General features: G+C 57.9%; 26 protein-coding genes and 3 pseudogenes. 14 read left to right on the top strand and 15 right to left on the bottom strand.

Annotated elements, in window-relative coordinates:
- Positions 1-39 precede the first annotated feature (39 nt).
- Positions 40-1,473, top strand: coding sequence for a sensor histidine kinase (locus AC1DZU_RS30100; RefSeq protein ID WP_477290518.1), 1,434 nt, complete (start codon positions 40-42; stop codon positions 1,471-1,473).
- Between the two features lie 586 nt (positions 1,474-2,059).
- On the opposite strand, the gene AC1DZU_RS30095 is transcribed toward AC1DZU_RS30100, so the two are convergent.
- Positions 2,060-2,362, bottom strand: coding sequence for a YdhR family protein (locus tag AC1DZU_RS30095; RefSeq protein ID WP_477290394.1), 303 nt, complete (start codon positions 2,360-2,362; stop codon positions 2,060-2,062).
- Positions 2,363-2,659: 297 nt separating this feature from the next.
- Between AC1DZU_RS30095 and AC1DZU_RS30090 the strand changes: the two genes are divergently transcribed.
- Both AC1DZU_RS30090 and AC1DZU_RS30085 read left to right on the top strand, forming a co-directional pair.
- Positions 2,660-3,370, top strand: coding sequence for a winged helix-turn-helix transcriptional regulator (locus AC1DZU_RS30090; RefSeq protein ID WP_477290392.1), 711 nt, complete (start codon positions 2,660-2,662; stop codon positions 3,368-3,370).
- A 303-nt stretch (positions 3,371-3,673) separates the two neighbouring features.
- Positions 3,674-4,311, top strand: a pseudogene (locus tag AC1DZU_RS30085) (hypothetical protein).
- Positions 4,312-4,331: 20 nt separating this feature from the next.
- Here the strand turns inward: AC1DZU_RS30085 and AC1DZU_RS30080 are convergent.
- Together AC1DZU_RS30080 and ligD are read right to left on the bottom strand one after the other, a co-directional pair.
- A complete protein-coding gene (locus tag AC1DZU_RS30080) occupies positions 4,332-5,993 on the bottom strand; it encodes a PHP domain-containing protein (RefSeq protein ID WP_477290516.1) in 1,662 nt (553 codons plus the stop codon).
- A 107-nt stretch (positions 5,994-6,100) separates the two neighbouring features.
- On the bottom strand, positions 6,101-7,999 hold the full coding sequence (ligD, locus tag AC1DZU_RS30075; protein WP_477290390.1) for a DNA ligase D: 1,899 nt from the start codon (positions 7,997-7,999) through the stop codon (positions 6,101-6,103).
- Between the two features lie 466 nt (positions 8,000-8,465).
- On the opposite strand from ligD, the gene AC1DZU_RS30070 reads away from it, so the two are divergent.
- Positions 8,466-9,167, top strand: a complete 702-nt coding sequence (locus AC1DZU_RS30070; RefSeq protein WP_477290388.1) for a Crp/Fnr family transcriptional regulator — start codon at positions 8,466-8,468, stop codon at positions 9,165-9,167.
- Between the two features lie 639 nt (positions 9,168-9,806).
- Here AC1DZU_RS30070 and AC1DZU_RS30065 read toward each other — a convergent pair.
- Entirely contained in the window at positions 9,807-10,454 is a 648-nt protein-coding gene (locus AC1DZU_RS30065; RefSeq protein ID WP_477290386.1) for a type IV secretory system conjugative DNA transfer family protein, read from the bottom strand.
- Positions 10,455-10,936: 482 nt separating this feature from the next.
- Here AC1DZU_RS30065 and AC1DZU_RS30060 point away from each other — a divergent pair.
- The 5 genes and pseudogenes from AC1DZU_RS30060 to AC1DZU_RS30040 form a co-directional block, all read left to right on the top strand.
- Positions 10,937-11,149, top strand: a pseudogene (locus AC1DZU_RS30060) (hypothetical protein); the annotation flags it as partial.
- Positions 11,146-11,409: an RES family NAD+ phosphorylase gene (locus AC1DZU_RS30055; RefSeq protein ID WP_477290384.1), complete on the top strand. Its 264-nt coding sequence runs from the start codon at positions 11,146-11,148 to the stop codon at positions 11,407-11,409. The pseudogene AC1DZU_RS30060 and the gene AC1DZU_RS30055, both read left to right, overlap by 4 nt.
- Positions 11,309-11,671, top strand: coding sequence for an RES family NAD+ phosphorylase (locus tag AC1DZU_RS30050; protein ID WP_477290382.1), 363 nt, complete (start codon positions 11,309-11,311; stop codon positions 11,669-11,671). The genes AC1DZU_RS30055 and AC1DZU_RS30050 overlap by 101 nt, the downstream gene beginning before the upstream one ends.
- 597 nt (positions 11,672-12,268) lie before the next feature.
- Positions 12,269-12,568, top strand: coding sequence for a hypothetical protein (locus AC1DZU_RS30045; RefSeq protein WP_477290380.1), 300 nt, complete (start codon positions 12,269-12,271; stop codon positions 12,566-12,568).
- Between the two features lie 999 nt (positions 12,569-13,567).
- Complete coding sequence (locus AC1DZU_RS30040; RefSeq protein ID WP_477290378.1) at positions 13,568-15,598, top strand: acyltransferase family protein; 2,031 nt, start codon at positions 13,568-13,570, stop codon at positions 15,596-15,598.
- Here AC1DZU_RS30040 and AC1DZU_RS30035 read toward each other — a convergent pair.
- Positions 15,595-16,659: an NAD(P)H-dependent flavin oxidoreductase gene (locus tag AC1DZU_RS30035; protein ID WP_477290376.1), complete on the bottom strand. Its 1,065-nt coding sequence runs from the start codon at positions 16,657-16,659 to the stop codon at positions 15,595-15,597. The genes AC1DZU_RS30040 and AC1DZU_RS30035 overlap by 4 nt on opposite strands.
- Before the next feature lie 115 nt (positions 16,660-16,774).
- Here AC1DZU_RS30035 and AC1DZU_RS30030 point away from each other — a divergent pair, with 115 nt between their 5' ends.
- Positions 16,775-17,002 (top strand): transcriptional regulator, encoded by a 228-nt coding sequence (locus tag AC1DZU_RS30030; RefSeq protein ID WP_477290374.1) that lies wholly within the window; start codon positions 16,775-16,777, stop codon positions 17,000-17,002.
- A 19-nt stretch (positions 17,003-17,021) separates the two neighbouring features.
- Here AC1DZU_RS30030 and AC1DZU_RS30025 read toward each other — a convergent pair whose 3' ends face one another.
- From AC1DZU_RS30025 to AC1DZU_RS30015, 3 genes are all read right to left on the bottom strand, one after another.
- The gene (locus tag AC1DZU_RS30025; RefSeq protein WP_477290372.1) at positions 17,022-17,363 is read right to left on the bottom strand and encodes a c-type cytochrome; all 342 of its coding nucleotides are present in this window, start codon (positions 17,361-17,363) and stop codon (positions 17,022-17,024) included.
- A gap of 385 nt (positions 17,364-17,748) precedes the next feature.
- A complete protein-coding gene (locus AC1DZU_RS30020; protein ID WP_477290370.1) occupies positions 17,749-17,955 on the bottom strand; it encodes a hypothetical protein in 207 nt (68 codons plus the stop codon).
- Positions 17,956-18,093: 138 nt separating this feature from the next.
- On the bottom strand, positions 18,094-18,333 hold the full coding sequence (locus tag AC1DZU_RS30015; RefSeq protein WP_477290368.1) for a hypothetical protein: 240 nt from the start codon (positions 18,331-18,333) through the stop codon (positions 18,094-18,096).
- 303 nt (positions 18,334-18,636) lie between these two features.
- Between AC1DZU_RS30015 and AC1DZU_RS30010 the strand changes: the two genes are divergently transcribed.
- On the top strand, positions 18,637-18,825 hold the full coding sequence (locus AC1DZU_RS30010; RefSeq protein ID WP_457155345.1) for a hypothetical protein: 189 nt from the start codon (positions 18,637-18,639) through the stop codon (positions 18,823-18,825).
- Positions 18,826-18,828: 3 nt separating this feature from the next.
- Here the strand turns inward: AC1DZU_RS30010 and AC1DZU_RS30005 are convergent, their stop codons facing one another.
- The 3 genes from AC1DZU_RS30005 to AC1DZU_RS29995 form a co-directional block, all read right to left on the bottom strand.
- Complete coding sequence (locus AC1DZU_RS30005; RefSeq protein ID WP_477290366.1) at positions 18,829-19,005, bottom strand: hypothetical protein; 177 nt, start codon at positions 19,003-19,005, stop codon at positions 18,829-18,831.
- Between the two features lie 520 nt (positions 19,006-19,525).
- Positions 19,526-19,858 carry a hypothetical protein gene (locus AC1DZU_RS30000; protein WP_477290364.1) on the bottom strand — a complete coding sequence of 111 codons (333 nt, stop codon included), beginning with the start codon at positions 19,856-19,858 and terminating at the stop codon, positions 19,526-19,528.
- Positions 19,859-20,110: 252 nt separating this feature from the next.
- Positions 20,111-20,320: a hypothetical protein gene (locus AC1DZU_RS29995; RefSeq protein WP_477290362.1), complete on the bottom strand. Its 210-nt coding sequence runs from the start codon at positions 20,318-20,320 to the stop codon at positions 20,111-20,113.
- A gap of 537 nt (positions 20,321-20,857) precedes the next feature.
- Here AC1DZU_RS29995 and AC1DZU_RS29990 point away from each other — a divergent pair.
- Together AC1DZU_RS29990 and AC1DZU_RS29985 are read left to right on the top strand one after the other, a co-directional pair.
- Complete coding sequence (locus tag AC1DZU_RS29990) at positions 20,858-21,301, top strand: Ros/MucR family transcriptional regulator (protein ID WP_477290360.1); 444 nt, start codon at positions 20,858-20,860, stop codon at positions 21,299-21,301.
- A complete protein-coding gene (locus tag AC1DZU_RS29985; RefSeq protein WP_477290358.1) occupies positions 21,298-21,588 on the top strand; it encodes a hypothetical protein in 291 nt (96 codons plus the stop codon). Before AC1DZU_RS29990 ends, AC1DZU_RS29985 begins: the two co-directional genes overlap by 4 nt.
- Positions 21,589-23,308: 1,720 nt before the next feature.
- Here AC1DZU_RS29985 and AC1DZU_RS29980 read toward each other — a convergent pair.
- Positions 23,309-23,491 carry a hypothetical protein gene (locus AC1DZU_RS29980; RefSeq protein ID WP_457155793.1) on the bottom strand — a complete coding sequence of 61 codons (183 nt, stop codon included), beginning with the start codon at positions 23,489-23,491 and terminating at the stop codon, positions 23,309-23,311.
- 12 nt (positions 23,492-23,503) lie between these two features.
- Positions 23,504-24,373 (bottom strand): ATP-dependent DNA ligase, encoded by an 870-nt coding sequence (locus AC1DZU_RS29975; protein WP_477290356.1) that lies wholly within the window; start codon positions 24,371-24,373, stop codon positions 23,504-23,506.
- A 103-nt stretch (positions 24,374-24,476) separates the two neighbouring features.
- Here AC1DZU_RS29975 and AC1DZU_RS29970 point away from each other — a divergent pair, with 103 nt between their 5' ends.
- On the top strand, positions 24,477-24,749 hold the full coding sequence (locus tag AC1DZU_RS29970; protein WP_477290354.1) for a hypothetical protein: 273 nt from the start codon (positions 24,477-24,479) through the stop codon (positions 24,747-24,749).
- A 586-nt stretch (positions 24,750-25,335) separates the two neighbouring features.
- Here AC1DZU_RS29970 and AC1DZU_RS29965 read toward each other — a convergent pair.
- The gene (locus AC1DZU_RS29965) at positions 25,336-25,476 is read right to left on the bottom strand and encodes a hypothetical protein (RefSeq protein WP_457155277.1); all 141 of its coding nucleotides are present in this window, start codon (positions 25,474-25,476) and stop codon (positions 25,336-25,338) included.
- A 215-nt stretch (positions 25,477-25,691) separates the two neighbouring features.
- Positions 25,692-25,829: pseudogene (locus AC1DZU_RS29960) on the bottom strand (IS630 family transposase); the annotation flags it as partial.

Here is a 25,829-nt window from a genome sequence, read left to right as displayed (position 1 = left end):
CCGGTTTCATTCCTAAGAACTGTTCGGGTTAAGTGCAACATCGGAATAGTCCTTCTGCTGTGGGGCAACGCGCGTCGGGCGACTGACAAGTTTCGGGATGATAATCTAAAGCTAAGGCTGGCTCTCCGGGCCGCCCCCATAGGCATTTGGGACTGGAACCTTGAGACTGGGGAGATGAACTATTCGCCCCGGGCTCGAGCGATCTCAGGCTTTTCTCCAGACGAGCCAATTACGATCGAGAAGGTTCGCGCCGTCACCCACCCGGAGGACTTGCCTCGCACGAGCGCCTTGGCCCGCATGGCGCTGGATCCTCATGTCAGAAACAATGATCCCTATGAGTATCGAATCGTGCGCGCTGATACCGGCGAGGTTCGTTGGGCTCTAGCTCACGGAGAAGCGGTTTTTCGAAGGATTGGCGATACCGTACAGGCGGTACGCTTCCTCGGCACAATTCAAGATATCACCACCCGCAAGCTCGCGGAGAACGTTTTGCGGGAGGCGGAACTCAGACAGCGATTGGCCATTGACGCAGCCAGAATGGCTGTGTGGGAGCTCGATGTACCCAACGACCGTCTCATCGTCTCCGCTGAGCTCAATCGTATGTTCGGTCTGGCCCCGGATGCTTGTCCCACGGCTGCAGAACTGCGTAAGCTGCTGGCGCCGGGCGATCTCGACCGGATCATGGAGATTCGTAATCGAGCTGCTGCTGCCAATGACCCGTTCTTTGAAGCAGAGTTCCGTTGCCGATTCCCGGACGGCTCCTTGCGCTGGCGACTGCTGAGGGCAGAGGTCCAGACCTCCCCTGGCGCAGAGGCGAGGCGCATCATCGGCGTCTTGATGGATATTGACGAGCGCAACCGAGCCGACGAGCAGAAGCACTTGCTGCTCCGCGAGGTCCACCACCGCGTCAAGAACTCACTCAGCATCATACAGGCGCTGGCTACACAGTCATTTGGACGTGGTGCCGCCGATCCGAATGCGCTGAACGGTTTTCTCGGCAGGCTCGCCGCCTTGGCCAAGGCTACTGATCTGGCTGTTGCGCAACAGGGCGAGCCCTTTGGACTACCTGAACTGATAGTCGGCGTTACAGAACCTTTTCGGTCTCCAAACAGATTCGAAATTTTGGGCGCCGCCATCAGGTTGCCTGCACGGTTGAATGTACCGCTTGCCCTTGTCTTCAACGAACTGTGCACCAACGCGGCCAAATTCGGCGCGCTTTCGAATGCAACCGGATCGATCAGCATCCGGTGGGAGATCACAACTAACGGGCTTGAACTCCATTGGCAGGAGACTGGTGGACCTCCCGTTCCTCCAAAGCTTGACAAGGGGTTCGGCCTGAGATTGATCCTCGATGTCTTGCCTGTGGAGTTCGGCAGCGCCAACATTGAGCCGCTCCCGTCCGGAATTGCGTGTCATATCCTTATTGCCCAAACCGGCTGGACAATTTTGCCGCCAGAGTCAGCCTCATATTGACGTTGAGTTCACCGCAGGGCTGTTGACGCTTATAGCATTGCTCAGAGCAAACGCATGGCCGGGGCCGGGTCGGTTGGCCCGGTGAGGTAGTATTGCAAATGGCTATCTGAATCCAACTGGCGGATCCGGCAACCTTGCGCGGCGATCTCGGCCGTAGACTGCTTAGGGTCATTTTGGAACATTTTCAGACCCAACACCACGACCTACGGGGGGGCGCCGATGCAATCTCCTTGTCGACGCAAGCGAGTCAAACACGAGGAGAAGCAAATGTCCGTTCAACTGTTTGAGGTCGACACACTCGGAACGGCGAAAGTAAGGTGGCCAGCCGCTCGCAGCGCGAATGATCGCCATTGCCGCGGGTCGCACATCGGATCGCTGACGAGATCGTCTACACGATGCGCGAAGACTTCCATCACGGCCAGATTTCGCGCGACCCGAAGGACTGAGAGCACTGAGGCGCGATACAAAGCCGAGACAGGTATGGCGATCCGCTTTTTCTTGGATCGCGAGGCTCGGCTACGTGATCGCGCATGAAGATACCCAGTCCCTTCCTCCGCAACATGCGCCCTCCCAACCTCCGAGAATACTACTTCACCGGGCCACGTGTGACGGTCGTGAGTTCTGGGATCACGTCAAACGCCTTGGTGCTCAACGTCGGGTCACCTTTCATCTCCGCAATAATTGGCCCGTCCAAGAAGGCTTTTACTACGGCATCGTCGTCGAATAGATAGATCCCGCCGGCTTCGCTTTGGGCCTCGTTTATGATCCAGACCTTCCAGCGCAGGCCTGGTATGTCCGCGATGGTGTGAGCATAGGGTAGGTTTTCTCTCTCATACTCGGCCCTCGGCCCGTTGAGCTTGTAGTTGATTTGTAGGATTTTGGCCGACATGTCTTTCCTCTTTATCCTCGGTAAATGTTGCACGCTAAAAGTCTATGCGTCTCTCGCTGCGTCCGAGCGAACTATCAACAAAAGTGCCGGACACGCACTACGGTCCGGCCTAGTCGCATTTGCGTCATTTTATGCTCGATCAAGTAACCTCCGATGGTTGAGCTTGCTCGAATGACGATCACCATGACGGCAAAAGGCGGGCAGGCGCTAGGGCAGCTTCAGAAGTGTTACGCTTCAGATTGTGAACTGGCCTTGGACCTCCGCAAGCACTAACTTGCGCAAAGGAGTTGCTCTGCCATGACGCGACGGCCCTACGGACTGATCTGCCCGATCTCGCTCGCCTGCGAGATCCTGGAACCGCGCTGGACGATCCAAATCCTGACCGAGCTCTGGAATGGCTCGACCCACTTCAACGACATTCGCAGGGGGCTGGGCAACATCTCATCCGCCATCCTGTCGAGGCGGCTCAAGGAGATGGAGGCGTCGGGCCTAGTCGAGCGCATCGAGGACAAGGCGGCCGGCACCGTCGACTATTTCCGCACCGAGAAGGCGATCAAGCTCGAGCCGGCGATGAACGCGTTGGCGGAATGGGCGCTATGCAACATTGAGGCGGAGATCGCGCTCAGCGGTGCGGATGCTTCGACCATCATGTGGGTCGTGCGGCGAATGATCGACCTCGCCGAACTGCCGCGGCGGCGGCGCGCCGTCATCCGCTTTCATTTCCGCGACGATCCCCCACCGAAGTGTCCCAACTGCTGGTTTGTGGTCGAGCCAGGCGCGGACTTCCCCGAGCTATGCTGGCTCGACCCCGGCCGGGACGTCGACCTTTACGTCGAGACCGGCTTTGTTTCACTGGGGGCAATCATCGAGGGCCACTCCAGCATCGAGCGCGAGAAAGAAAGGGGCCGCCTTTTCCTGAGCGGCGACCCCGGCCTTGCCCGCAGCATGGACCGCTGGCTGCGAACCTCGGTCTATGCAGGGCTCGAGGGAATCGTCCAGCTTTCTTGAAAGCCATATTGGGGTTGCGCCTTGTTCGTCCCGCCCCGGCACGACAAAGCCATCTGGGCCTCAAAAAGCTATAGCGCAGACTTCAGTTGTTGATTGTTGCGCACTGAAGCCGCCAGTCCGTATTCGGCTCAAGCTGCCACGCGGCAAGGCATTGTGAGATAAACTCTGCCGCTTCCTGTTAGCCGAAAAATTGTGGTTGCGCCTTTAGGGCATCGTGGTTCAGACCGCAGGCGGATTAGAACTCATTATTGGCTTTGCGATCGGCTCATCGCTGCTGACAATCGGTGACCTATATAAACGGGCATGTCCGCGCGCCGAAAAATCAATGCAGTAGCGAAGCTGATTGGCGAATGGCCTTTGACCCCGGCTGCAACGCTTGGATCGTCCGTCAGAGCGAGGGGAATTTTTCTCGAGATACGCGCCTGCCTTCCAACAGAGTTCAGGAAACTGCTCCATATCGAGTCCCGCGTGCTCACCCTGCGCGTGTCTGAGGGTGCCGAGAATGCTGTGCAGGTGGCAATGGGGATCGTATCCACAGCACTGCAGAAGATCGAAGAGCTGCCCGTAATTCCCCGTGAAATCGAGGACATTCTGACGATCTCGACGGCCGAACGGCACCGCTGGCTGAAAGATGGTCGCTTGCAGAGCGCCGGGACCAAAACGGTGAAACTCCGCGGGCGGGCAAGGAACATCACCTTTCACGTGTTCGACCCGCAGCACGTGGAGGATGTGCTTGACCGCGACCTGGTTACGGTCTGGCGCGAACAGGATGCAGCGACAGCTGCAGATAATAGGCGGCGAGCCGCGGGGAAGGTCGCATGAAACGTGCTCAAAGAACCGGTCGCGGAACTGCAGCGTCAGCTGGCTATGGCCCCGATGAGAACTCGCACTCCAGTTTGCGCGGCTGGGAAGATTTTGAGAAGGACGGACTTCTGCGCTGATAGGCGGGCGCACAAGCAGGTCAGGACGTTTGCCTGCGCCGTGCGAGATGCGCAAGGAGGGCCGGCAAACGCATTGCATTCAGGACTCGCTTCGCAGGGACACCGCCCTTGCGCGCCATTTCGACACCCCAATGCATGTGGTCGAGCTCCCGGATCGAATGAGCGTCCGGGTTGATGCTGAAGATGCAGCCATGATCGAGTGCCTTTTGATGCCAGCGCCAGTCGAGGTCGAGTCGCCACGGATGAGCGTTGATTTCGACAGCGACGCCGTGTTTCGCACACGCTTTGAGGACTTTGTCGACGTCGAGATCATAACCGGGCCGGCGCAACAGCTGGCGACCGGTCATGTGCCCGATGATTGTCGTCCGAGGATTTTCGATCGCCTCGATGATACGCTCCGTCTGCTCCTTCTTCGGCAACTTGAAGCGGCTGTGCACGCTCGCGACGACGAAATCGAACGTCTCCAAGATATCATTCGGGTAATCGAGCGTGCCATCCGCCAGGATGTCCGCTTCGATGCCCTTCAGGATGCGAAATTTTCCATTGTATGCCTTGTTCAGCTGGTCAGCTTCGCGGTGCTGTTCAGCAATTTCCTGCAACGAAAGACCGCCTGCGTAGTGAGCGGACTGCGAATGATCGGCGACACCATAGTATTCGAAACCGCGGCTGCGCGTGGCTTCAGCCATTGCCTCAAGCGTTTCGGCGCCATCGGATGCCGTCGTGTGAGAATGCAAGATGCCATGCAGATCTTCATCCCGTATGAGGGCGGGTAGCTTGTGCTTTGCCGCTCGCTCAATCTCGTCCCTGCCTTCGCGCAATTCAGGCTCGATAAACTGCAGGTCTAGAGCCTGGTAAATTTCTTCTTCTGTCGCTGACGCGATCAGCTTTCTGCCGCGGTGAAGCCCGTCAGCGTTAAGAGTGAATCCCTTGTCGGCCGCGAATGTCTTCAGTTGCTCAAGATGGTCTGCCGAACCGGTTGCTTCGAGCAGGCTCGCGCCAAAGTGCTTCCTGTCCGTGACAACAAGCAGGAGAGTCGTATCCTCGATTCCGGTCGGCTTTTTGCCCTGTGCTACCAGGGCTAAGTTGGAAACGAGCTCGCAACCGCGCCGGAAGTCACCTGCAATTTCTACGCGCGAAAATTCTGGGTGCTCTTGCTTCACCAACTTGACCGCATGTTTGAGAAGAGCGGCGGCCTTGTGCAGGTGAAGTCGTGTTTCGCCGCTTCGAGCGATGGGCAGGTTCTGCAGGATCTTTGTCTGAAGCGCAGCGCCGAGGCCTTTGACTGGCCGTATCCGATCTTCCTTCGCCGCAGCTTCGAGCTCGGCCAGCGAGTTCACGCCCAGCGCCTGATATAGCTTCAATATCTTGTCGGGCCGAAGACCCGGTACGGCAAACAGCTCCATCACACCCGCCGGCACCTCTTCCCGCAGTTTCTCAAGGCCTGGATGCATGCCGGTTTCATGGAGCTTGGTCACGATATCCGCGATCGCGTCACCGATCCCGGGGATCGTGGTGAGGGCGCCCGCGTTGATGATCCGATCAAGCGGCTGCGACAGCGCTGTCAGACTGTCTGCCGCGCGCAAGTATGCCTTTGTGCGATAGGGATTGTCGCCGCGCAGAGACGTCCGTTGAGCGTATTCCCTCAAAAGACTGGCTACGGTCCTGGGATCGATTTTTGCCATGGCTTCAGCCAAACGAGGCCGATCTCCTCAGGTTCCAATCAGGCAAGGCCATGAGCGCCGCGTTGCCCTCCAGATCCCGGCCTTGCTGCCTCTCCTCGCGTCGCACGTTACAGATTGGGCAAGGATTGGTCTGCGCGACCCCATCCCGCCAGAGCTTTGGAGGCTGCGCGCTTCTTCAGTTCAGGAGCATCGCCGACATGGAAGTGAGAGGGTGCATCTATTGTCTTCATCTCCGCCCACGTGATCGGGGCCGCGACAGGAGCGCCCGGTCGTGATCTTGCGCTGTAGGGCATGATCGCGGTCGCCCCGCGCTGATTGCGTAGATAGTCCACAAAGATACGACCCTTGCGGCGCGCCTTTGACAACACAGCCGTAAAATGGGCCGGATCGCTCTGGGCGACCGCCTGCGCCAGGCGAGACGTGAAGTCCTTCACCTCTGGCCACTCGGCGCGCGGGGTGAGGGGAGCGATGACATGCACCCCTTTGCCTCCCGTCAGCATCGGGAAAGTCGTAAGCCCCAGCGATTTTAGTATATCGCGGAACTGAAAGGCGGCGGCGCGGACGGCCTCAAAATCGAGGCCTTCATCGGGGTCGAGGTCGAACACAAGGCGGTCGGCCTTTTCGACATCCTCGATCCGAGCTCCCCATCCATGCAGCTCGATCGTCCCCATCTGGACGCAAGTCATCAGCCCGTCGGCATCGTCGACATAGAGATATGGTTCCTCGTGCCCATCCTTCTCCGTGATGGAGACGTGGTGGACTTTGTCGCCAAAGCTGCCGGCGTCGTGTTTTTGAAAGAAGCACCTCTTCGCGCGGCCCTGTGGGCATCGAACCAGACTGATTGGCCGGCTGCCGACCCAAGGAAGCATGATCGCCGCGACCTCTGCGTAGTGGTCGGCGAGTTGTCCCTTGGTGATGTTGGACTCCGGATAGATGACGCGGTCACGGTTACTTATCGCGATGGTGGTTGTCGTAGACGCGGCGAGATCGGCTGCATGACGTTCCGTCTCGAGCACGACCGCCTCCGGCTTCTTGTCTTCGCGAAGACCAAGATAGCTCGGATGTCGTAACGTCCCTTCATTTGTCATTTCGGTGAAAGCAATCTCCGCGACCAGCTTCGGACGCAGCCAGTGCGCGCCGCGCACTTCGGCCCGTGGCGCGTCGACGGTCGCGGCCTCCTGCTCGAGTGGCGCCATGATCTTCAAGAGTCGAAGAAGTTCAGCGGAATCGAATCCGGTGCCGACTTTCCCGGCGTAACGCAGCTTGCCGCCGTCATGCACACCCAGGATCAAGGATCGAAACGCGCGGACCTTGTCGGATGGTGTCCAGCCGACAATCACGAATTCCTGTCGCCTGATGCATTTGATCTTCAGCCAGCTCGTGCCGCGCGCCGCCACGTAACTCGAATCCGCGAGCTTTGAGATGACGCCCTCGAGGCCGGCTGCGCAAAATCGATCGAGCAGCTCTTCTCCGCGGCCGAGGATATGTTCAGAGTAACGAAGGACCGGATTTTTCGCCGGTAAAATTGCCTCGAGCTTCTTCTTGCGCTCTAGCAGAGGAAGCCTTGTCAGATCTTCGCCGTCGAGCTGCAGCAGGTCGAAGGCATAAAAGTCGATAGTCGCCGGCGCACCCTTCAACGCATTCTGAAGCGCCTGGAAGTTAGATCTTCCTTCAGCATCGATAACCACGGCCTCGCCGTCGATCAAGGCTGAGCGCACCTTGAGCTTGCGAGACTCGGCGAGGATCGAGGGAAAACGGCCAGACCAGTCCAGACCAGATCGTGTGTAGGCTCGCGCGTCGCCACCGCCGACGGCAACGAGAATACGATAGCCGTCGTATTTCATCTCATGGATCCAACGATCGCCGGCGGGGACCGTATCCACGAGCGTCGCGAGCTGGACCGGTCGGAAGGCGGGCGGCGCTAAAGAGACCTCGTCACGAGCGGGCGACTTCGCTTGACCAGCGCCCGACTCATTGATTGCCTTACGCGACGTTGGCTTGACCACTCTGACCTAAACCTCAGAGACGAATAGCGTTCCGCGTCCAACGCGCGACTACTTCTTTAGTTTCGTTGCAGGCCGTATTGAGCTTTTCGCGATCATTTGCCGACCCGCTTGATTGGCGCCTGGGCTGAGGGCCCTGCTCCGGCCGAGGTGGTGCAGCCGGAGGTTTTGTATCCCGCGGCCTGCCTCTGGCCTTTCCATCTTCCCGGTTTGCGCACACAGATCGCTGGCAATAATCAAGAGCAGGAACGTGCCCTCAACTGCCGCCGCAGCGTGTCGGCTTTCTGCCATCGGCCTTAGAAGCCCGGTTGGGCCTCCACCGAGAGAGCCGGCTTTCCCCAGCTTTTCGCCAGCGACGGATCCTTTGCTAATCGCGCATTTGAAGCCTATGCTGGCCCATCGGCCGCCAGCGCTTCGGATGCCGCCGACAGTAAGAGGGTACATGCTCTTGCCCGTTTGGGAGAGAGTCATGCCCCAATCGCTTCTTCGCAACCAAGTATTGAAATCTCTCTCGCCAGAGGATTTCGCGCTTTTGCAACCGTCAATGAGTCACATCGAACTGGGCATTAAAGCGCAGCTCGAGATCGCATACCAGCCGATCGAGCGTGTGTATTTTCCAGAGGCTGGCATCGCTTCGGTGGTCGCCACCATGACCGGAGGGCGGCAAAGCGAAGTCGGCCTCATCGGCTACGACGGCATGACAGGGGTAGCGGTCATACTCGGCCAGAACGCGTCCTCCAATGAAACTTATATCCAGGTCGCCGGAAATGGCTGGATCCTGCCGGTTGGCAATCTTCGCTCCGGGATTGCAGAAAGCCTGTCCCTTCGTGAGTCACTGCTTCGCTATGCCCACGCGTTCCTTGTTCAGTCATCGCGGACGGCACTGGTCAACGGCCATTCGAAAATCGAGGAACGCCTCGCCCGCTGGTTGCTGATGGTCCACGATCGCGGTGAAGGAGACAAAATCTACCTGACGCATGAATTTCTGGCGACCATGCTTGGCGCTCGGCGCCCTGGTGTTACCGTTGCCCTCCAAATGCTTGAATATCGGGGGCTGGTTCACGCCAATCGCGGCGAGATCACGATCGTCGACCGCACCGGGATGATAAAACTTACACATGGTGCCTATGGCGAGGAGGAGCAGCGCCATTTCGGCTTGGTCTCGGCCTGATTGTCTGGTATCGGACGAAAGCTTGAACGGCGCCGAATTTCTGCTCTAAATCCTACCGATCAGGGTTTCAGGGAGGAAATTCTCGATGGCCAGCACCTTTCATACAATCACGCTCGAAAAAGCCGCCGAAGCCTATGTCCTCTCCAGGGGAAAAGCCCACTTCCTCTCCATCGCACAGGCGATCCGCGCCATCCGAACGCTCATGCCGGCATGCAAAGCTACCGATCGACCTGGAGGAGTTACTGGCGGCAGCATCCATTGTTCACGGTGTGCCCGTGGCGTTCGACTTAAAAACAGCCGTGGCCGCACAACCACGGCTCCATTCATAGGGCCGGAGATTGCCCGCGCTCGCGCAGACGCCTACCTTATCGGACGTTCGCCAGGCGATTGTCCGTCATCTGATCGACAACATCGGCAGCCCGATCATTTCGATATCCGAGGTTAGCCACTCCGTGAGGAGAATGCTTCCCTTTGCGAACTCACGGACTGGGAACTTGGCGATCTCATTGCGCGAAGCGCGGTCGACGCGGGATTTGCGCTTGAACTCGATTGAGACCTCGGCACTGCCCGAAACGCGCCAATGTCCTCCGCCGCCATGACGTGTGCGGTGATCTCTCTCTGCCGCATCGGAATGCTAGCCTACCCGTCGACTAGATCAGGCAAAGCATCTTCGACGATGCCGAGATTTCGATCGAAAGCCTCGATATCGGACGCGTTGGAGCGCAGAGACCGCACCTTGTTCAGGATCGCCGCAACCGCCGCTTCTTTGTCGGGCGCTATGCGTGTTGTCATCGCTTTGGCCGCCAAAGCGGAAAAATCTATGGCGGCATAAGCGGGCACGGCTGCAGCGTCTGTAGCTTTCAGCCGTTTTTTTACGATTGCGCGCCGGCCCGGCGGCGGAGCCATAGCGCCAGCTTTTGCGGCGAATGTCGCGCCGCGCCGCAAGCGAGTCTGCAAGAGGCCCGAGCGGTACGCCGGTGCTGTCGGCACAATCGTCGGGAGCGCAGGAGATGGAACCGCCGCGGAAGCGTCCAACGCAGGTTTTTTCGTGCGCGAAGCGTCGGCAAAGGCGGGCAGGGGCATGAACGCGCGTTTGGCGAGCTGGCCGTCGGCGAAATAGAAATTGCGGGTGCCGAGGATTGGCAGTTCGCCACGCGGCAATATGATGACCTTGTTCTTGTCCAGCGTACGGATTTCATCTGGCCGCATCAGGGGCCGCCGCACTTCCTTGCGGTGCTCCGAGCGCGTGTAATATGTGTCGAACAACGTTGCCTTGGTGCGCGTCACGTCCTTTTGCACGTCCGACGTTTCTTTGACGGCTACGGGCGGGTCATCACAAGACTAACTGAGATGGGTGCCCTGCCTTCCAAAGTCGACGACAACACTCCATCCTGATTGCAACGATCGTCGGGGAAACCCTCACTGCAACGCTCATCCAACAGGTCTGGCGCAAAAGTCAGCTAAAGTATTGGAAACATGTGCGATTCTCGCGGACAGAGAATGCAACAAAGTGCGAACCTGCCTACATTGGAACTAAGCACTGAAGCCTCCATCGCGAGCACTGTATTGCGGTGAACTCCGGTCAGGTCAGCCAGGTTCGTCACCTGGACGCCAAGCGCCCTTGAAAAGCGCTTTGGAGAAATATAGGGCGTGCGAGGTTCCTGGAGGCTCTCCACGAAGCCCGACACCATTGTAGCCTGGGTATCCGAGCGATGGGCATGACCATTCTCCTGCACTCGATACGCACAATATATGCACAATATATGCACTCGGAGCGCCTGCAAAGCCGGATGCGCGAAATGATCAAGGCGATCACGGCTGCCGCGCTGCTCACCGGGGACATCAGCAAAGCGATCTACTGGTATCGAAACGAGCCGATCACTGAGTATGACCACAAGACCGCAGCCGAACTGGTTGCGGAAGGGCATTTTGAAGCGGTGCTGAGCTATCTCCGCGATCTGGAGAACGGGGCGCGCGGATGAGGCTCGTCCGCCTCGGGCCGGACGAGGTCTTCCATCGATATCTGACGCCAAAATGGGCACATGTGCCGACGAGCGGCGCCGGGGCGGCGATCGACGGAGGCAGGTTCAACAGGCCAGGCGTCGAAGCGCTTTATCTCGCGCGAGCGCCGCAAACCGCACTTGAGGAGTATCGCCAGGGAGCCTCGATCACACCAACCGGCGACACTGGCGGCCTACAAGGTCTCTTTGGATCAGGTTGTGGATCTGTCGGTAGGATATGATCCCAGCGACTGGGCTGTCGAATGGGCGGAATGGGACTGTCCCTGGCGCAGGATCGCGCGCATCGACAAGAAGACGCCGCCATCGTGGATACTTTCCGACACCCTGATCGCCGCCGGACGTCGCGGCTTGCTCTTTCCGTCGCTTCGGCATGCCGGAGGCACCAATCTGGTGGTATTCAACGCAAATCTGACGGCCGACGACAATATAGAAGTTTATGATCCCGATGGCCGACTGCCCCGCGATCAGTCCTCATGGCAGTAGAGCCATGAGCCAACGCGAGGGATACGCATTCCGTATCAATTCTTAGGAGACTCCACTGAGCGGCCGACCTGCTCGTTCAACTGGATACGGCTGAGATCGATCCGGGTTCCGGCCTTATGAGGATCACCCGTTCCGTTGTTGCCACGTAGTTCATGATGGCAAACGGATCGGTGACTTCCTTTGGCGGAATGCCGTACAGGGCTCGGCGGTACGCTTCTCAGCGCTGGCATGATGCCACGGCGCTTTTCGATGTCTTCGACACAAGGCATCATAATCCTGGGGTCGGGGGTTCAAGTCCCTCTCCCGCTACCAAAATTCTTCAAATTAAATCAGCCGCTTAGGTGCCGTCTAACGCGCCTCTGCTGCTGTGTCTATGTCGCACCGTGTTGCAAACCACTACCGTTGATTTCCAAGGGTTTCCTGCGACTATCGGCAAGTCCATGCGACATGGACGCGACATGAAAGGCGGGAGCAAACGGTGCCGACAAAGTTGGAGAAAGATCAGGAAGCTATAGGCCGAGTCTTACAAGTTCTGCTTGAAGGAGGCTCGGTACGAGAGGCTTCGACTCGTACAGGGACGGCCTAAACCTACTGCAGATGGATAACGTCAAAGAGGCCACCAAGGTCTTGGATGACGTTCTGAAGTGGATGCTCGACGAGCGCCTCATCCGAGCCATGAATGTGTCGCGAACTTTGGCGCACGGCACCACCTACATAGGCGTTCAGCTCACCTCGAAAGGCATTGCAGCGCTCCAAGTGAGATCCGCACCGGATGAAAAGACAGTTGTGGAAACGCTTTCAGATAATAAGAAGAGCGACCTTGCGCCTTCGACATACGTGAAGATTGGTGCGCTGTTTGGCGGCTTTGTGGGCGGGACGATCAAGGCCATTAGCTAGGCCCGCCACCGTGAGGCTGCGGGCCATCAAGCGGCAAGTTTGCCGGTTGGTCAGCCGATGAGCACTTCCTGCGATTCCAAGTGCGGCCGGGATGGTCGCGACTAATGCCGCTGTATATCGCTCATACTGAAGGCACCGGTCTTGAAATTCGGTTACGCGCATACCTCCCCCTTCCGTTTCATCCCATTAAGTCATTTATTGTCAACGTCTTGGGGGGCTACGTTGCACCTTACGTGCCTTCCTATCCCGCACGATACCGTAGCGTTGCGTTGCAAAAAGCGTAGCAGTTTGTTCGCAGCCTGTTCACCCGTTGCTCTCCAAGCCGAAGTACGGAAGCGATTACGCCTGCCCAATCTGTTGGCAGGAACGCGGCGTTATTACGTGGCTCCTTTTCGTGGAGATAGACCATGCTTACCATTGCAAGATCTGCGGCTTCAAAAGAAGCCGTCGATGGGCAAGTGAAAAGCCCGCCGCCGTGAAGCAGAAGGCCCTTCGTCGCGCCCCTGCGATCAGGAATTCTTATCGCCGTTTGGATTTGGCACCGGCGCCTCTTCCACGTCCCGTGGTGGCGGATCGACGTGTCTAGGCTCTGGCGACGCTTCACTGTCGGGACGACGGACAGGTGTCTTCTTCGGGTCGGGCCTTAGGTGGCCGATCTTTGATTTTTATTTGCATACCCACTTCCTCTCATCCGCTGAAACCGGATCGCCCCCATAGCGCCCGTTAAAAACCCGCCACCGTGAGGCAGCGGGCTAATTGGGTCGGCGTCGGACCCATTTAGTGCGGGTCGGAAACGGACCCGCACCAAGGCACCAGCACTATCTGGGTTCCGGCCCCACTCGGTCGGCGCGAAGATCAGTCCTCTGAGCAATGCAGGTGTCAGCGACGCAGCTGAGCAAATCCGTTAACGGCTCGCCAAGGGGAACATGCTGCATTGCACAATTTCGTATTGCAGGTGCGAAGCGCCTAGTTTAGCTTGCCTTTGTTTAGTTCGCCCTGATGGGCGACTGGGGCAAGCTATGGCGGGAAATTTGGATTGATGCCGCCAAGGGCGTTGGCATTCTCCTTGTGGTGGCGGCCCACATCGCCGGAGCGAGGACCGGTACTTGGGACTCCGTTTTCGCCAACTCTGTGCTGCTATTTCATATGCCCCTGTTCTTCGTCGTATCCGGTTACGTTTATAAGCCTGCCTCACGTACCGAGCTATTTTGGAAGAAAGTCTCCAGCCTGGCCGTACCATACGTAGCGTTCCTGGCGGTTTTGACGTTAGCGGTCATATCCAGGAGAATTCTGCTCGGCGATGTTCCCTCCCGCTGGCAGCTACGAGAAATGGCCGTGAACGACGTTTTGGGAGGCATGCGCCTCTGGCGTGATTTTGGCGTTTTCTGGTTCGTAACCTGCCTCTTCTTTACCCAGCTTATTTACAACGAGTTCGCGAATTGGGCGAGAGGTCCTGGCAGCACCCGGATGCTAGGATTCGTCGCGTTATGCGTCACTATAGGCTACGCGATCGCATTCGAGTGGCCAATGAATCGCTCGCCTTGGGCTGTCGCAGCAGTGCCGATCGCGCTTTGCTGCTATTGGTTTGGTCATCTGCTTAGGACTTATCAATTCCGCTCGCCAACTCGACTGATTTTCATTGCGATTGTAGGAGCGCTGGCCTTGGCCGCAGCAGGACGCGGAGCCGACATCCAGTTCAACATGAAATATTCAATTTTCGGCCCGCCTGTGCTGGGGCTTCTGATTGCTTTGTCTCTGTCCCTGGCCTTGCTCATGGGGGTGCAGCAAGCAGCCAGACTGAAGACGTTTGCAGCACACATGGCGAAGCTGGGCGAAGCCTCGCTGGTGATCATGTTCCTGCATCAATTTTTCCAATTTTCTCTTCGTGACGTTGGTGTTTCCAACGAGGCGGCGATCTTTATGATCGCAGTCTCCGGTCCTTTCGCGATCTACCTGATTTTGAAACGATCCCCATGGCTGTCGCCGTGGTTCTTGGGGACCGGTGCCGGCACACCGGGTCGCGCAATTGCATGGCTCAAAAATGGGGCTGGCTGGCGCGTTGCAAAGTATCGAGATGATATTATTCGCGTTGCCAAGCCATACGTCGCCCAAGTTCTGATCGCTTTGCGATGGCCGCTTCGAGGACAGGGCCGGCCGCATCGGTTGCCTGGCGATTTGATCGTCTCGCTAACTTCATATCCTAAGCGTTTCCAGACGCTGCATCTGACGCTGCGCTGTCTCTTGTCGCAGACGGTCGCCCCAGATCGCGTTGTCTTGTGGCTTACTTCTGAGCATGCGGCGCAGCTGCCACCCTCAGTTACGGACCTGAAAGCCTATGGCCTTGAGATCCGTTTTTGTAAGGATATTCGTTCTTACAAGAAGATTATTCCAGCGTTGCTGGCGTTTCCTAAAGCCTACATCGTCACGGCAGATGACGATGTCTACTATGGGCAGCGGTGGCTCGAAGAGCTCGTCGAAAGGGCTGGAGAAAGCACCATCGTTTGTCATCGAGGCCACTCGGTTGCATTCGATGATGCGGGGCAAATCGCGCCTTATGTTAATTGGTCATATGACGTCTCCGACACACCCATTATGCTCTTTCCCACCGGCGTGGGAGGGGTTCTTTATGGTCCCAAGTCACTATCGCCAGAAGCGGTCGACGAAGACAAGTTCATCGAACTCTGTCCCCAAGGTGATGATATCTGGCTGTTCTGGATGGGCCAGCGGGTCGGTAGCAAATACATAAAGACGCAAAAGCGCTGGGTAGAATTTCCATGGAAAGGATCGCAGGATTCCGCTCTGCATTTGACCAATGTCGGGACCGGAATGAATGACGAGCAGATCCGCAAGGTCACGAGCCACTTTGGCCTTCCTTCATCGACAAGACTTTCTTCTGCCCAGCTGAAAAGCCTGTCTTTCACTACTGAAGAAATGGTCACAAGGATCCTGAAAGAAATCGACTCGAAAGGCGTGCTTACACCCGACGATTGCCGGCTTTTATGGACCGAAGGCACTGCCGGAGGCGACTAGCGCAGCTTGGGTTCGACTAGGGTCCGGACCATAAGTTCGCGATTGAGATCGGCGGTACTTCCCACGCAGGCCTTAGAAAGACGGATCGTTCCCAAGCCGTGCGAGGATTGCCCGCGCCTCGTCGCTGATTTCGCGGACAATCTCGGCGGCCGCCTGGACGCGGCGGACGAGGCTGACGCCTTGGCCTGACCATAGGGCAAGGGCGTCGATATCGCCCTCGTCACCCAATCCCGGCGTATGAGATTGGTATGCAACCACGTCGCCATATGACGACTTTGCAACGACCGCGCCTTCGTGGGGAGCCTACCCGCCGGCGGGCGTCCGGCTGCCTCCCGAGCTTCAATCGTTTTGTTGCGAAGGCTACGATGCGGAGCGTCGGGCCAGCCGACATCGAAAACAGTCCCGTATTCTGTGTCCGTCTCCTTAGCTGTCAGGATGCGGTCGCGATAGCGCGGGTGGATTGGAGCTTCGATGCTCGCGAGAAAGCGGGTACCGATCCAAGTGCCCGCGGCACCAAGTGCCATCGCCGCGGCTAGACCGCGTCCATCCGCAATGCAACCGGCAGCAAGAACGGGGACTGGCGCGACCTGGTCAACAACCGCCGACGCCATCGTGGCAACTGTACCGTAAACGTGGCCACCTGCCTCCCAGCCCTGCGCGACGATTGCGTCGGCACCATCTGCGGCTGATATCCGAGCCTGTTCGGCGCCTCCTGCCGTATGCAGGACCTTTGCCCCGCCACGATGCGCCGCAGCCATCAGCGAACCTGCCTGGCCCCAGAAAAATGAGACTACCGACACGCCTTCTTCCAAACAGATCGCGAGGCGCTCCTCCTGCGGATAAGTCAACACGAGATGGACGCCGAACGGCCGTTTGGTCAGGGCCTTGGTGGCCCGAATTTCTGCGCGTACCGCTTCAGGCGGGCTCCAGCCGAGGGCGAGCATCCCGAGACCGCCTGCATTGCTCACCGCGGCGGCGAATTGCGGAGAAGTAGCTCCACCCATGGCCGCCAGGACAATCGGAAATTCTATGCCGACAAGAGTGGTGAAGGCGTTGGGCATTGCGCTCCCCCCTGAATCCTTTATCCGGGCGCGGCCTTTTGCCCGATTTTGGGACAGTGGTTCCAAAGGAGGCACGGAATCAACGGGGATTTCGCCGCAAAGGGAGACTAAAAGGATGAAGAGCGCCATTGCGGTGATGATGGCGGCGTTGCGCTCGATCTGCAGTGCGGCTGCGGCCATTGACTGGGCAGCGGCCACACTTCGCCGGCTGCCGGAACATTGGTGTTCGGCATGGCCGTCAGTCAACAACCTCGCCGCCGTGCGCGCCGCCCTCGAAGCCGCCGGCGTCGAGTTCATCGCCGAGAATGGCGGCGGCGCCGGGATGAGATTGCGGAAGGCTTGACGGTGCTATTTTTGCGCTGTCACTGCGGAGCTTCGACGGTAATCTTGATCGCGGCATAGTAAGCCGCAGCATTGGCGATGTCTTCATCGCTCAGGCTCTTAGTGACCAACGACATCATATAACTCTTGCGCTCTCCGGCCTTGTAAGCCATCAGCGAGTGGACGAGATAGTCGTACTTCTGCCCGGCGAGATTGGGCGCTTCGCCACCGGTGGGCAGAGCTCTGCCGAGGCCATCCGTGCCGTGGCACCCTTGGCATTTCACTATGACTTTCTGACCGGCGATGCTGTCGCCTGCTGCCTGCGCAAATGACGAGGTGACCACGATGCCAGCCAGGAGGATCACAACACGCAAACTATGCATCGAAGTCCTCCCATCGGTTGACAAACAAATGTTCAATCTAAGAGCTGTCCGAGCGCGGTCCAGCTATGAGCGACGGCAAGCGAGTTTGCGCCTCCAGTCGAATATTAGCAAGCGCTTGACTAATGCCCCTCGCGCTCCAGAATCTTCTGCATGGTGCGGGGAATTGGCATCGGAGACTTGGTGGCTGTGACAGCCACAGTGCGACGGCGCGTCGATGACGACGCCTCTTCGGCTCGCCTTACCAGAACCCTACATCTTGATCGAGCCAAACTCCTGGACCAGATAAAGCAGCGCCGTGGCGAACGTGACGACTGCAACCCATACACCTAAGGTTCTCATAGCCGGCGCTCCTATTTTTCTGGCCGACATAATGCGAAGGCGGACATCAGGTTCCACAGCCCGGGTCTCGGTTATTTCCGTACAATTTTGCGATTCTGTTCGGCTTCGGGGTGATCGTCTCGATCCGCACTATGTCGCCGATCTCTTTGGCTAGATCGAACGCCTTCTGTTTGTCCTGGGTGGTCAACACGGTGCGCCAATGCGGTTTCTCGAAAACCGAGACGATGTAGGTTGTTGCCGGCTTGTCAGTCATCTCTTCCCCCGATCGATGAAAGCCCGCGCCACGGAGTGACCAATGACGCGGGCCGGCTGATAGCCCACCAGCCTATTCCGGATGCCAGTGACAACACCCGGAACAGGATCTCAACTATTCGAAACGGCTAATGTTCCGTCAGGCCGGCGGCGGCCTTACCGGTCCTGTAGTGTTCCACGGGATGAACTCGACTTCCTTCCCGGTGACGTCCCGCACGGCCTTCAACAGCACCTCATGCAATACGCGCGTCTGCCGGTAGTGGTCGCAATGTGGCGATATGAACGGCTTCACGATGCTCCTGTGCAGCGCTTCCGCTGCCACCAGAAAGCGCTCGATTTCAGCCTGCGATAGCTGCTTTGACGGCTTTGATCTGGCCATTTGGCGACTCCATATTGAGGGGTGGATCGCCGCAACGGAGAGGATTATATTCCTGATATCGGTCGCGCTGGCAAGCCGTCGCTAAATGGCCGACGCGGCTGCCGATTAAAGCATTGCCTAAACCGCGTCGGTCACTGCGGCTCCTTGAGGGGTTGCCGCGTCGCTGGACCTATCGCGCGCCAGTTGGCCGGCAATTCCTTGGATAAAAACGTACAGTCGAAACCTATTGAAAGCGGCTTTGAACGCATTATTAAATCCCCCAATCACCATTCTGTTTCCAGCCCTTGGATGGGAGGTTGCACCATGGACAAGCTGGGTGTTTCGGTATCGTCTTTCGACTGCGATATCATTCGCGGCGCCTTCAAAAATTCCGTCATCGAAAAGAACATTCCCGAGGATCGATGGCGGGACTACGCCGCGCAAATGGTCCGCGACTTTACCGGCAGCGATGACATTGATTCCGACTTGCTGGAATGGATTGTGCGGAAGTAGGTCTTAGCGTTTTTGGGCGGCCATAATGCGGGCCTCCCGCATGAGCGATGACCAACTGTGCGCGCCAAGAATGGCGATAAGCGCCCGAGCTTGCTCTTCGGTGATACCGGCTTCATTCACCAAGCGCTGGGTTACGAGATCGTTAGGCTTGCCGGGTGTCTTGTCCTGTTCGTCAGTCATCGGAACAATCCTTAGATGACCCCTTACCGTTACTGGTTCCCCTGCGCTCGGGCGCGTCCCGGTCGAGACCAGCACAGAGCTTGTGAGGAAATATAGGCGGCCGAAGGCACGGCACCGCAGGCACCGGCTAAAACGGCTAAGCCAGCGCCGGCACGACACCAGCGGCCAGGTGAAAGGCCAGCCAGGCGGCCCATGTGCCGGCCGCGCGTTCGTCCGCGCTGGACAGGAATACGAGACTTCGTCCGCCATAGCCTACAAGTTCAAATTCGTTCTCAAGCGCGAGATTGGCCAGCGGGTCGAGCGTGCAGCCCGCTTTTGTAAATCCGCGCGAGCACGTCGCGAGCAGACTCGGCGCGCTCCCGTGTGCAGCCGATCAGTAATTTCCCACCCAAGTTTGCCGGCTCGCCGGTGACTTCATCCCAAACCGTCCAGTCGCCTGTCGGCTCAAGAAGACAACTAAATCTAACTGGGCTTTCTTCCATCGCCCCATTCCCCAATATGGGCGGAACGTTTCATTATATTAGTAACCACGCAAGTGATGGCTGGCGATAGATGACTGCCTCCTTCGGTCAAGGTTAATTTGCGAAACGATGAGAAAGCCTGGCGCTTCACCTTCGGCGTCGACGCGCACCTTGTCACCGGGCGCGGACTCTAGCGGGAAGTGAGGACTGGTCGGCCGCTGTTGCCTGACATCACCTTTCAAACCCTGTGCAGCTTTAATCACGGCTTTGCGGCTGTTGCCGTGTTTTAGGATCAACTCCCAAGCCAGGTCCGGGGTCAGACCGTTCTCCGAGGCGAAATATTCGACCTGATGGTCGTGAATAGCATCCTGCCTGCGCTTATCGCCGGCCATTTGAGCCTCCGCACTCCCTGTTTGAGCTACCGAGCGCCAGTTTGGCAGCCTGGTGCCTACCGTGTGGGGGGATTGGCCGGTGCATGGGATGCTTGGGTGAAGCGAGCCGCACAGGCCACTTGCGGGTCAGTCGTTTGGGATCCCCCGCATTGCCTAAGCTAAACGCATATTAGCAATAGCTCAACTAAGACTGAAGTCCCCTAGTGTGTCGGCGAGGGGTATAATTCACCCGCACCCGTTTTCCGTCTCGTGTCATCCACCGGTTTGAACGCGCCGCTCGATCCGCACCTGGTCGCCGATTTCCTTTGCCTTGGCTAGAGCCTTGTTTATGTCCGTCGTGGTCAGGACAGCGCGCCAATGCGGCTTCTCGAATACGCTGACGATGTAGGTCGTGGCCGGCTTGTCGGTCATCCGCTCCTCGTCAGTCCGCCACGCCAGCATCATGGTGAACGATTGCGTCAAGGATTGTCTCATAGACACTGCCGATGTCTTCCTCGATCTCTGTGCTAGAGATGCCTTTCGACTTGGCGTCGGCGAACAGCTTTTGCGTGAGCTCGGCAACTGAAATGATATCTGCCGAGGCGCGAAGCAGCCAGGACTTCTTTGGGGCCGTAAGATGACCGCCGGCTTTGATGAAGGGGTACTAAGTTGCCGTTGATAGGGCATCTCCGCACGGCGGCCTTGCGCGGCTTTTTGATGCAAAGAGACGGTTCGACAAAGGTACACCCAAAAGACATGCTGACCAGCCTGTTCAAAACAGCGCCACGGCAGCGGATTAATTGGAGGACTGCGCCTAAGGATTTTTGGGAGGGAAGTGTCTTGGGATGTCTTTTTTAAAACGGCTGTCGTGTGGCACATCCTGGGGATCGGCGCCGGCTTGCAAATGGCCAAGCGTTAGGCTGAAAAGAGAAGACGTGCACGAACACGCACGCGTTGCGCAGAATTGCTTGATCGAGAATTAGGCCATAGGTAGCTAGGTCTGATGAGAGGAACTGAAGCATGGTCGACGAAGCAGATAACCGAAACTTAGCCCTTACTGAGCTGACCGCTGATATCGTCTCGGCGTTCGTAGGCAACAATTCGGTGCCAGTGGCGAACTTGCCGGAATTGATAGCGTCAGTAAACGCCGCCCTCTCCGGTTTGGCCCAATCCCCTGCGCCATCCGTTGAGCCCCAGGTTCCAGCAGTGTCCCCGAGGAAATCAATCACGCCGGATTTCCTCATCTGTCTGGATGACGGTAAGAAATTCAAATCGCTCAAGCGTCATCTCAGCCAACTTGGCATGACACCCGACGAGTATCGAGTGAAGTGGGGGCTGCCGCGCGATTATCCGATGGTGGCGCCGAATTACTCTAAAACGCGGTCGGCTTTGGCGAAAGCAAGTGGCTTGGGGTCCAAGGCCGCTCCGGTAGAGAAGGCTCCTGCGAAGCGAAAGGCAAAGTGACACGCCTTTCTATCGCCGAAGAGCTCGAGAGTGCCGCCGACCGCATTGCGGACATATCGCGGGCGGATCTGCAAATCATCCTTCGCCGTGCTGCCTTGATGCTCAGGAACGTCGCTGGCGTGCCGTTGGAGCCTGCGACGGAGGATGCGCTCAACTCCATCGCCGCCGAAATGAAGATCGGCCGGTCGGACCTAATTCAGATCGTGTTGCGCGAGTGGCTGGAAACGAACGCCTACCTGCCGGTCCGGATGATCGACGAGGAAAGCGAGACGGACGAGCGCGCTTAGCGACTGGGAAGCGCGAGTTGATTGCGCCAAGGCGCATTTCTATTTTAGGTGTACAATACCTCTGACGACGTCGGTCGCCGCTCGGGGACCATTCGAGTGCACGCGGTCGGAACACGACACATGGTGGGGTTGGCAGGCGTGATAGCCACGGCTGCGGCGCTTGAGGATGGTTCTGCGTTAGCACACAGTGCGCATGGCAGTTGGACCTATCCACCGGCCTGCTGTCACGGCGATACGGTGACGGGTGAATGCGGGAAGATCCCCAGCACAACTGTGACACCGCGACCTGATGGTTACGTCATCATTTTGAGGCCTGGCGACCACCAGAAAGTCACTCACCAAAATCGCTACTTCGTTCCCTACGATGCCGTAATTCCGTCTGGCGATGGTAATTTCCATATCTGCCTACATCCGACAGAGGAGCACGAAAACTGCTTTTTTGCGCCGTCAGAGGCGATGTAAGATGGAACACTTAACGCTTGTCCACCATCTGCGGGACCAAGACGCCAACGCGAGGGGGCTATTCTAAGCACTTGGTCCACGTTGGCTAATGCGAACCCACGCGCTATTAGAGGGCTATGAAAAAGAGCCCATCATACGCCGTCTACAGGCCGCCAATGCTCGGCTTTCCGTTCCTGGCTGTCATCCTATCGGTGGACGGGACAGCCACAGCAAGAGGCGGACGCCGCGGCCTTCAACAGGCTGATGGCTGAGATTGAGCAATCTGGTAAGATCAAGAATTGACCGCATTCGACCCAAAAAGAAGCGGGCAATTATGGGGCACCTTGCAGGGTTACCCCGCTTTGTGCATTCTCCATTGCAATGTCCCAGAAACAATACCTCAACCACCGATTAGAATGTCCCTACTGTCTCACAATACGGCTGAGAATCCCGCACGACGCTCGCCCGGAGACCCCGATCGTTTGCGATGATTGCGGAGAGTACCTCGGCACCCGGGATGAACTGCAGACCGACTTCGAGAAGCAAGGCGGTAACTCCGGAGTGTTCCACCTCGAAAAGGGCCGTATCCGGCGAATTGAATAAGTGCTCATGAAGAAGCCACAAGGGGATAGCAGCAGTGGCCTACACGGTGATCTGGTACGGGAACAGGGCATCCTTGAAAAGACGCACTTCGATGCGGAGAAAGTGGCACGGGACTACGCTCTAGCGACCTTTACCGATCGAAAGTCCGGTATCGTAGCTGTGGAAGTTCGCAAAGATGATGGCACTGTTGTATTCAGCAAGGCAGGGGGCAGCTAAAATCTCAGCGGTTCACCTTCGGCGTGATCAGCACGCCCTTATAGCCGCGTTCGGTTCAGCATTCGCGCTTCGCGCACGAGCGAGGCCCAATTACTGCCGCCCAAAAAGCTGACAAGCTCGCGAGCTTCCGCTTCAGAAATGCCTGTTTCTTTGACAAGGCGTTGAACTACCGTGCCGTCCCTCACTCGTGGCGCGTCGGGTTGTCCTCTTTGATATGGTAACGCTACCACCCGTGTGGATTCCTAACAACAAAGAAGCCCGTCACCCGGGTCAGAACAAGGTGACGGGGCACCCAGAAGCCAGCGGGGACCCCCTGTACTGGCCCAGTATGATCCGATAGCTGTGCATCAAAATTGTGTCGGCGACTCAGCCACCCGCGCGCACCGTTCGTCTTTGCCAGACCAAAGGGACCGTCCCACTGGTTCTGTCTCCAACACCGTGCGGAAGGTGATAGGTACCTTTAGCGCAACCCTTGCATGACGACTTCGAACATTGCGCCGATTTCCTCATCGATCTCTTGGCCGGCAATGCCCTGGGTTTCCGCCGCCCGTTTTGCATCCACAGTCATATCGATCACCAGAAGCACCGGGTCGATGATCGGGTCGTCCGGTAAATGGTCCGATCCAATGGTAGAGAAAATCACCGCCGCGCTTGCTCATTCTTCCCGAAAATCCTGCAGCGAGGCATGGCGTAGGTCTTCCTCGCCGCGCAGATGCTTCACGCGGCCGATCAGCCCCGGCTTAACCCATTGCGTTGCCCGATGCTTCATGCCCTTCGGCGCGGTGCCTGCGTTGTCTTGGACACGCTTCCACAGTCGCTCGCGCATATCCCGGTTCAAGGTGATGAAAGCCGAGCCGACATAGCGCCTTGTGCCTCGCTCGGCCATGAGAGCAAATGCCGGCTTGCCTGGCTCTCGCTCGACGCCGAGGAGATCGAACTCGCCGACCGCATAGCTCTTGGCCTTCAGCCAGTTTGTGGTCGGACCACTGCGGTATTTGCTGTCTCGTCGTTTCGACACCATGCCCTCCAGTCCGGCCTTGTCGACGAGGTGGAAGATGCTGGCCGCATCACCGGGCAGCACCTGACTGAATTGGATACGCCTGCCATCAGGGATCATCTTTGCCAGGATCTCGCGACGATCCTCGAGCGGCATGTTTCGCAGATCGTAGCCGTTGACGTGCAGGAGGTCGAAGGCGACGAAATAGAGGTCATGTTGGCGCCGAGTGATTGCTTTGCGCAGCGCTCCGAAATCGGACAGGCCGGCATCGTTCAGCACGATGATTTCGCCGTCGATGATGGCTTCCTCTACGTCGAGTCCAGTGCCGGCCTTTGCGAGGTCGCGATACTTCGATGTCCAGTCGAGACCACGACGAGTGAAGATCCGCGTCCCGCCGGCATCGATGATGAGCTGCGAGCGGTATCCGTCGAACTTGACCTCGTGAATCCAGTCGCCGCCCTCGGGAGGTTTCTCCACCAAGGTCGGCATCATCGGGGAAATGAACGACAGCCGATAGGCCTTAATCATGCACAGAACCCGCCCAGGAACGCGATTCAAGCCGTGACGCTCGATTCCGTTCCGGAACATTTTAGCTGAATTGAATGTTTATGGGGAAACGGGACGCAAACCAATGGCCAAAGGCTTTCAGCTGGGCGACGAAGTGACACTTACGGCCACGATCATGAAAGTCCTGCCGGGCGGCCTGTCGAGCGTCAACATCCCCTCTTACAACTACCCCTTCGCCATCGACACGCCGCAGAAGGCCAAGCCGGGCGACAGGGTCGAGATCACCGGGTTCGTGACGCGCATTGAGGCCGAGGAGGGCAAGATCACAGTGCGGACGGATGGCGGCGGAATCATCACGGTGGACAGGGAAACTGTAGCGGCGAAGGTGACGGGTTGACGAAACTGTCGGACCTTGGCCCGCCGATCTTTAGCAAGAAGCATGGCAAAGACCACGCCAACGAGCGAGATCATTTCCATAAATGCGGTGCCTGCGGGTAGACAATCGATTTGCATGACCTACGGCAGGTCATCTGGCACGAAAAGCCGGGTCACGAGCCGCTTGAACTGGACGCCTGAAAGGAAAGAGGCCGCACATCGCGGCTCGCCTTAATTCACACTACGCTGAGTGAAGGAAGTTCCGCGTTTGCCAGAGGCACCTCCACCGTCACCTGCCGACCGGTCGCATTCAGCTCAGACGGACGTCGCACTGATCTCCTTTGCCGCGAGATACATGAGCGCCGTTGCCACCTGTCTGCGATCCCATCCGGCGGCCTCTGCTCTTTCGATCATCTCTGAAACCAAAGGCGAGAGGACTTCTCTGCATCCTCTCTCGTATTCCATGTGGGTTGAAGCATGTTGCGGGGCTGGGAGCCCAGTCGCCTTTGCCATCATCCGTGATCCCCACCTGCCAGCCAACCAGCTTAGCGAAGTTACAGGCTCGACCGACGGTCCAGACCGTGGGTCTTGCTCTCGTCGGCTATTACCTACAGCGCCTCAAGGGTCACTGCAATGCCAGACATCAGCGCGGAAATATCGGGTTTGCCGCCGGGCATTGCGAGTTCTGCCACCCTGGTCTGCAGGGTGGTGCTGAGTTCTTTCAACTTCAGGCGCAGATCGTCGTCCATGACTGTCCTCCGATTGGCTGGAGGCCTAACGCTGCGATTGGCAACCAGTTCCTAGGACCAGCCACTGCCACCAAACAGAGCAAGTGGCTCGCGTGCAATGGCGGGCGCACGCGAGCCAGCTAGCGGGAGCAGCTAGCCAGGCGTTACCGTCCGACCGAATAATTTCGGTGTGAATTCGTGGTTCCAGAAGATCGGAGAAAAACCGCTAGAGTCCTTCACGTTTTGACGGAAGCGTATCCGGCATTTACGAAGTAGTTCTTGCATTCGGCTGCCTCGATCGTTTCGACGAGGTGGCCGATGTGGCGCCAAGTTTCCTCGACGGTGCGTTTCTGAGCCTGGCGCATCCAGTGTTT

Source organism: Mesorhizobium sp. P2_A12, from assembly GCF_056405075.1.
This window is presented reverse-complemented; position numbering and strand designations above follow the sequence as displayed.

Coding starts and splice junctions, on each gene's coding strand:
- AC1DZU_RS30095 (WP_477290394.1), bottom strand. CDS start 2,362: ATGTCGGCCAAAATCCTACAAATCAACTACAAGCTCAACGGGCCGAGG.
- AC1DZU_RS30090 (WP_477290392.1), top strand. CDS start 2,660: ATGACGCGACGGCCCTACGGACTGATCTGCCCGATCTCGCTCGCCTGC.
- AC1DZU_RS30080 (WP_477290516.1), bottom strand. CDS start 5,993: ATGGCAAAAATCGATCCCAGGACCGTAGCCAGTCTTTTGAGGGAATAC.
- AC1DZU_RS30070 (WP_477290388.1), top strand. CDS start 8,466: ATGCCCCAATCGCTTCTTCGCAACCAAGTATTGAAATCTCTCTCGCCA.
- AC1DZU_RS30055 (WP_477290384.1), top strand. CDS start 11,146: ATGAGGCTCGTCCGCCTCGGGCCGGACGAGGTCTTCCATCGATATCTG.
- AC1DZU_RS30045 (WP_477290380.1), top strand. CDS start 12,269: ATGGATAACGTCAAAGAGGCCACCAAGGTCTTGGATGACGTTCTGAAG.
- AC1DZU_RS30040 (WP_477290378.1), top strand. CDS start 13,568: ATGGGCGACTGGGGCAAGCTATGGCGGGAAATTTGGATTGATGCCGCC.
- AC1DZU_RS30035 (WP_477290376.1), bottom strand. CDS start 16,659: ATGCCCAACGCCTTCACCACTCTTGTCGGCATAGAATTTCCGATTGTC.
- AC1DZU_RS30030 (WP_477290374.1), top strand. CDS start 16,775: ATGAAGAGCGCCATTGCGGTGATGATGGCGGCGTTGCGCTCGATCTGC.
- AC1DZU_RS30025 (WP_477290372.1), bottom strand. CDS start 17,363: ATGCATAGTTTGCGTGTTGTGATCCTCCTGGCTGGCATCGTGGTCACC.
- AC1DZU_RS30020 (WP_477290370.1), bottom strand. CDS start 17,955: ATGACTGACAAGCCGGCAACAACCTACATCGTCTCGGTTTTCGAGAAA.
- AC1DZU_RS30015 (WP_477290368.1), bottom strand. CDS start 18,333: ATGGCCAGATCAAAGCCGTCAAAGCAGCTATCGCAGGCTGAAATCGAG.
- AC1DZU_RS30010 (WP_457155345.1), top strand. CDS start 18,637: ATGGACAAGCTGGGTGTTTCGGTATCGTCTTTCGACTGCGATATCATT.
- AC1DZU_RS30005 (WP_477290366.1), bottom strand. CDS start 19,005: ATGACTGACGAACAGGACAAGACACCCGGCAAGCCTAACGATCTCGTA.
- AC1DZU_RS30000 (WP_477290364.1), bottom strand. CDS start 19,858: ATGGCCGGCGATAAGCGCAGGCAGGATGCTATTCACGACCATCAGGTC.
- AC1DZU_RS29990 (WP_477290360.1), top strand. CDS start 20,858: ATGGTCGACGAAGCAGATAACCGAAACTTAGCCCTTACTGAGCTGACC.
- AC1DZU_RS29975 (WP_477290356.1), bottom strand. CDS start 24,373: ATGATTAAGGCCTATCGGCTGTCGTTCATTTCCCCGATGATGCCGACC.
- AC1DZU_RS29970 (WP_477290354.1), top strand. CDS start 24,477: ATGGCCAAAGGCTTTCAGCTGGGCGACGAAGTGACACTTACGGCCACG.
- AC1DZU_RS29965 (WP_457155277.1), bottom strand. CDS start 25,476: ATGGACGACGATCTGCGCCTGAAGTTGAAAGAACTCAGCACCACCCTG.